The organism is Oleiphilus sp. HI0061 (genome assembly GCF_001635675.1).
The window spans coordinates 1-1,176 of sequence record NZ_LWFE01000030.1 but is presented as its reverse complement, the minus strand read 5'-3'; the positions used below and the strand labels follow the sequence as shown (position 1 = coordinate 1,176).

Annotated in this window: 1 protein-coding gene; it reads right to left on the bottom strand. The window is 43.9% G+C overall.

All coding sequences use genetic code 11. The annotated features are described in order from the left end of the window. A partial coding sequence (locus tag A3735_RS00455) for an AAA family ATPase (RefSeq protein ID WP_156499277.1) occupies positions 1-1,176 on the bottom strand: 1,176 nt, incomplete at both ends.

The window sequence follows — 1,176 nt, the reverse complement described above, 5'->3', positions numbered from 1 at the left end:
CTTTGAGCCGGGTGCTGGCTATCAACTTCATTATCTCGATAAGCAAGTAATATAAGAAGGCGACAACCAGGTTCACTGAGCAACTCCGGTATCAGATGCAAAGTTCCGCGGTCTGCCCATTGAATGTCATCAATAAAGATAACCCAGGGCTTATCTTCTGTAATGGTTTTAATGAAAGCCTGAAAAACTAGCACGAAACGAGCAAGCGTCTCTTGTGCACCAAGAAGCAAAGGTGCCTCGTGTTTGCCGAAAAGCAGTTCCAATTCCGGAAGGAATTCAATTAACACTCTGACGTTATTACCCAAAGCTTCACCTAAGCGTTTACGCAGTGAAAGCAGCTGATCTTCAGGTAACCTTAGTTCTTGTTTTAGCCAGTTTGTCAGAGCTGCCTTAATCGCAGAGTATGGTGTATTTTGTTGGAATTGATCGAACTTACCGCTTATAAAGACGCCATTGCTCGCTGCGATGGGTTTGTACACTTCGTGAATCAATGCTGACTTGCCGATCCCTGAGTAACCGCAAACTGTCAGTAATTGGGGCCGACCTTGTTTCGCTTTATCAAAGCTTTCAAGCAAAAGGCCAAGCTCTTCATTTCGGCCACATAAGGTCTGAGGTATGCAAAAGCGACTAGATACATCGTTAGTCGCCAGCAAAAAATCATTTACCGTGCCATCTTTAACAATTGAACGCTGACAATGCAGCAAATCATGCTTTAGACCGAATGCGCTCTGGTATCTATCTTCAGCATTTTTCATCATCATTTTATCAATAATTGATGAAATAGCTGCTGGTAAAGCTGGCCTTTTAGTCGAAGCGCTCTGCTGTTGAGTCGCCATGTGGGCATACACTATACCCAGAGCATCATCAGCTTCGAATGGTAAGTCTCCCGTCAGAAGTTTATAGAAAGTTACGCCCAGAGTGTAAATATCACTTCGGTAGTCTATAGCACGGTTCATTCGCCCTGTTTGCTCGGGAGAAATATAACTTAAAATACCTTCAAGCTTATCAGGCTCGATAATGGCTGGCTGTTCGCGCGTTAATAATGAGGCCAGACCGAAATCGATAATTTGTACTCTTCCGGTATCCGGATTCAGAACGATATTTCCGGGATGCAAGTCTTTATGAATTACTTGAGCATGGTGAATCGCATCCAAGGCATCAGCGAGTTGAATAGCA